The organism is Methylophaga sp. UBA5088, assembly GCF_002414625.1.
Lineage (GTDB): Bacteria > Pseudomonadota > Gammaproteobacteria > Nitrosococcales > Methylophagaceae > Methylophaga > Methylophaga marina.
Genome location: NZ_DIAC01000136.1, coordinates 3,752 through 7,980 on the forward strand (window position 1 = coordinate 3,752; position 4,229 = coordinate 7,980).

The window sequence follows — 4,229 nt, forward strand, 5'->3', positions numbered from 1 at the left end:
AACCCCAGTACTGAAAGGTGAGGCACTTGCCAACCTGGGCTTCGAACAGTCACATCAGCAAATAGCTACCATTCTAGAAAACTGTGAAACCACTGAAAATATGGAAACAACACTGTTGAGACCGGATGGTGAGAAAGTATCACTACTGATGTCAACGGTGCCTTTGTTTGATAAAGAACAGCAGGTGATTGGTCTTATTTGTACGTTGCGTGATATTACCGAACTAAAACAAGCCGAAGCCGCCAGAACGCAACTCAGAGAAACGCGTTTACTGACACAGCATATGGATGAAGTTCAGGAAGCGGAGCGACGCCACTTGGCCAGAGAACTTCATGATGAGTTAGGGCAGTGTCTGACGGCGATTAAGACCGATGCCGTATTAATCAGAAACCGTACTGAGCAGACTGAGCCACGTGTATTTAACAGTGCTCAAGCCATTATTGATACAGCGAGTCATATTTATGATGTGGTGCATAATATGATAACGCGTTTGCGGCCAAGTCCTCTTGATGACTTAGGGTTGGTGCCGACGTTGCAGCAGGCCATCACCAGCTGGCAAGAGCGAGAACCTGGCATTCAATTTGATATTCAAGTCTCTGGGCGTCTGGATAATTTGAATGAAATGATGAATATGACGGTATTTCGCGTTGTACAGGAAGCTATAACTAATGCAGTCAGACATGCAGACGCCACTCAGATTCATGTACTGGTAAAAACACAGAAAAGCAGTGATAGCGAATTAGAGAATCTTATTATTGAGATTAGAGATGATGGCAAGGGTATGGTCGTCAAAGACTTGCATTCTGATGTCGATTTTGGATTGTTAGGTATGCGTGAACGTGCGCAGAGTCTTGGTGGTGAGTTTCAACTTATCAGTGAGCCAGGTCATGGCGTCAAGATTAGCGTGATTATTCCTCTTAGAACGGACAGATTATTATGAGTCTGGATAAAAAAACAATATTGTTGGTTGATGATCACGAATTGGTCAGAGCGGGTTTCCGCCGTCTTTTAGAAGATGGTGATAAATTTACTGTTATCGCTGAAGCAGGAAGTGGGGAACAAGCCGTTCAAGATTTTAGCAAGTATCATCCGGATGTGGTGGTCATGGATATTTCTATGCCAGGCATTGGTGGTGTGGGGGCTATTGAAAGAATTATTGCAAGAGAATCTTCTGCAAAAATACTTGTGCTTAGCGTGCATGAAGATAGCGTGTTTACTACCAGAGCCATGCAAGCAGGTGCTTTAGGATTTATACCTAAACGCAGCGCACCCGAAGAGATGTTGAGAGCTGTAGACATGGTTGCTCAAGGAAAAACCTGTATCGCCCCTGAAATTGCTCAGCAGCTTGCCATGCAGAAGTTAACCGGGTCAGAAAATCCGGTGGATGTCTTAAGCCAGCGGGAGTTTGAAGTGTTTCGACTACTGGCCGAGGGGAAAACCGTAAATGACATTGCGGACATCTTAAACTTAAGCCCTAAAACCGTAGGAACACATCATACGAATATTAAACAAAAATTGAATGTATCTAACTCGGCTGAGCTTGCCAGATTAGCGATTCGCTGTGGTTTAGTGGATGCTTGAGCACTTATTTTGCACAGAGCTGTTATTCAGAAAAATCCTGAGTGCTAACGAGTAAATCTCTCTGCGGATTTTTCATTTGTCTGCGTAAACTTATCACCATGGAACTCAACCAATAGTGGCTGAGTGAATGAAGAGGTATTTACTATGTGGACTAAACCAGAATATTCAGACATGCGTTTCGGTTTCGAAGTAACAATGTACATTTGTAACCGCTAAACACCTTTCTCATACAGAGAATACGAAAAAGCCCCGGCAACGGGGCTTTTTTTTGTCCCTTACTTTTGTAAAAGGGAATTTCTCCTATCTCCAAGACATCTCAGCAATACTAGAATGATTGTTTTTTTCACATAGTCTTGGTGCATGAATCTCAGATACAGACTCAATCTAATTGTCACAGCTGTTCTATTAATTATATTAGTGATTGGCGCCGTGAAGGCAATCCACAATGCTCGTGAGGATGTAAGAGCTGAAGTTGCCTCTACTATGGACTTTGCATTACATATGCTCGATGCCGAGTTAAGCCATTTCAGATTCAGGGATAAAGTACTTTCTGATGAGTCCCAGTCACCTTTTATGCTCAGTAAATTAGCCGGAGTTCGGCATCTGAGAATAGAGTTCTACGGGCCAATGAATCAGCTTATTGAAAGTAATGAAGATGAAAACAGCAATGAGCATCAGCCTTATCCAGACTGGTTTGGTCAGGAGATGTATTCCGCGCTTGATGATTTGAAACCTGAAAGACTGCCCGTTTACGTCAATACAAAGAAAATTGGCGAACTGGTTATCAAGCCAAAACCGGACAACGAAATCGCTGAGGCATGGGGGGAAACAAAAACCTTGTTGACCATGATTTCGCTGTTTTTTGTTTTTGTGAATATTCTGGTTTATATGGTCGTGGCCCGTGCGTTGAAGCCCATTGATCAAATTATCGCTGCTCTAACAGATATTGAAACTGGCAATCTGGACAGCCGCTTGCCTATTTTTGAATTACCAGAGATGGCCAGTATTAGTCACAAATTTAATATGATGGCATCTACTCTACAAAGCAGCATTCGTAATAATCACCGTCTAACTCAGCAAATCATCCGTTTGCAGGAAGCAGAGCGGAAAAGTCTCGCTCATGAATTGCATGATGAAATTGGTCAGCATCTGACCGCGATTCATGTCGATGCTTCAGTGATCAAGTCAACCAATGAGCTGGAAGCAGCTAAAAAGAGTGCTTCAGCTATAGATGAAGTGGTGGGGTTGATGATGGACATCCTCCGTACCATGCTTCAACGACTCAGGCCGGGCGGCTTGGATGAGCTAGGGTTTATAGCGGCTATGCAAGAACTGGTCGATAGTTGGCGTGAAAGACACCCCAATATTGAAATGGAATATCATTTTGATGGTGAGTTTTCATCGTTGGAAGAAAATGCCCAACTGACACTTTATCGTGTCATACAGGAATGTCTGACTAATATCAGTCGTCACTCCAAAGCTAATCAAGCTTGGATTGTCTTAAAAGAAGAAAAACAAATGATTCATTTGACCGTCAGCGATAACGGTAAAGGCTTTGACCCCAAACAACATACTCAACGTTTTGGTCTCGCAGGTATGAAAGAGCGATTAGACAGCGTGGGTGGCACTTTTGAAATTTCATCTAATTTAAATCAAGGCGTCACGATAGATGTGACGGTTCCTAAACAAGGAGATAATGCGTGAGCCAGTTAATTAAAGTTATGCTGACTGATGATCATGCCGTCGTCAGATCAGGTTTATGTCGTTTACTCGAACAAAATGCTGAAATCAAAGTGATTGCGGAAGCGGAAAGTGGGGAGCAAGCGTATCAAACTTATCCGGACAATAAGCCCGATGTACTCGTTATGGATATGTCGATGCCGGGTATGGGTGGGCTGGAAGCATTACGTCGAATTCTTCATCGCTGGCCAGATGCACGAGTCATTATGTTTTCGATGCATGAAAATGCGACCTATGCCATTCAGTCGTTAACAGCTGGTGCTATGGGGTACGTGGCAAAATCCGGTAATGCTGAAGATCTGGTCAAAGCCGTAAAAGAGGTAGCATCTGGAAAAAGCTTTTTAAGTGCTGATATGGCCCAAAAGGTGGCATTACAGAGTTTAACCGGAGATGATAATCCCACTCAGAGGTTAACTTCCCGAGAGTTTGAGGTCTTTCGACTATTAGCTGAAGGTAAATTAGTCGAAGAAATTGCAGGTCGTCTGAATATTGGTCAGAAAACGGTGGCTAACTATCAAACCAGCTTAAAACAGAAGCTAGATATTCATTCTCCGGTTGAATTGGTGAGATTGGCAATGAAATATGGGGTAATTACCGAGCAATGAGAATTGCTGAAATAATAGTTATTTCATGTGTTTAGGTTTTAATTCCTTGGTGCCTGTTATTTTGTTCCCGTGAAAATCGGGAATATTTGGTAATGATTCTTGGGCATAACGAGCATAAAGTGTGGGAACCATGTCGTTGTTATTCCTCTCGACATGTTCTGTAATCAAAAACTAGGGATTAAAAATGAAGCTGAAAACTTTGTCATTAGCAATGATGACATTGGCAGTGCCAGGCTTGGCTGCTGCTGATGAGTTGCTAGAAATGCAAAAAGATCCAAATAACTGGGTAATGCCAGCAGGTAA

At 42.8% G+C, this 4,229-nt stretch carries 5 protein-coding genes; all 5 read left to right on the forward strand.

The genetic code is table 11. The features are described from left to right. A partial coding sequence (locus B4K20_RS16905) for an ATP-binding protein (RefSeq protein WP_289283812.1) occupies window positions 1–940 on the forward strand: 940 nt, incomplete at its 5' end. Beyond that, complete coding sequence (locus B4K20_RS16910) at window positions 937–1,581, forward strand: response regulator (RefSeq protein ID WP_286303794.1); 645 nt, start codon at window positions 937–939, stop codon at window positions 1,579–1,581. The genes B4K20_RS16905 and B4K20_RS16910, both read left to right, overlap by 4 nt. Window positions 1,582–1,725: 144 nt before the next feature. Beyond that, a complete protein-coding gene (gene pqqA / locus B4K20_RS16915; protein WP_081443609.1) occupies window positions 1,726–1,797 on the forward strand; it encodes a pyrroloquinoline quinone precursor peptide PqqA in 72 nt (23 codons plus the stop codon). Window positions 1,798–2,010: 213 nt separating this feature from the next. Further along, a complete protein-coding gene (locus tag B4K20_RS16920; RefSeq protein WP_289283813.1) occupies window positions 2,011–3,285 on the forward strand; it encodes an ATP-binding protein in 1,275 nt (424 codons plus the stop codon). Beyond that, complete coding sequence (locus B4K20_RS16925) at window positions 3,282–3,926, forward strand: response regulator (protein ID WP_286303796.1); 645 nt, start codon at window positions 3,282–3,284, stop codon at window positions 3,924–3,926. The genes B4K20_RS16920 and B4K20_RS16925 overlap by 4 nt, the downstream gene beginning before the upstream one ends. Window positions 3,927–4,229 lie beyond the last annotated feature (303 nt).

Excerpts from the sequence above, each read along its gene's own strand:
- B4K20_RS16910 (WP_286303794.1), top strand. The coding sequence starts at position 937 with ATGAGTCTGGATAAAAAAACAATATTGTTGGTTGATGATCACGAATTG.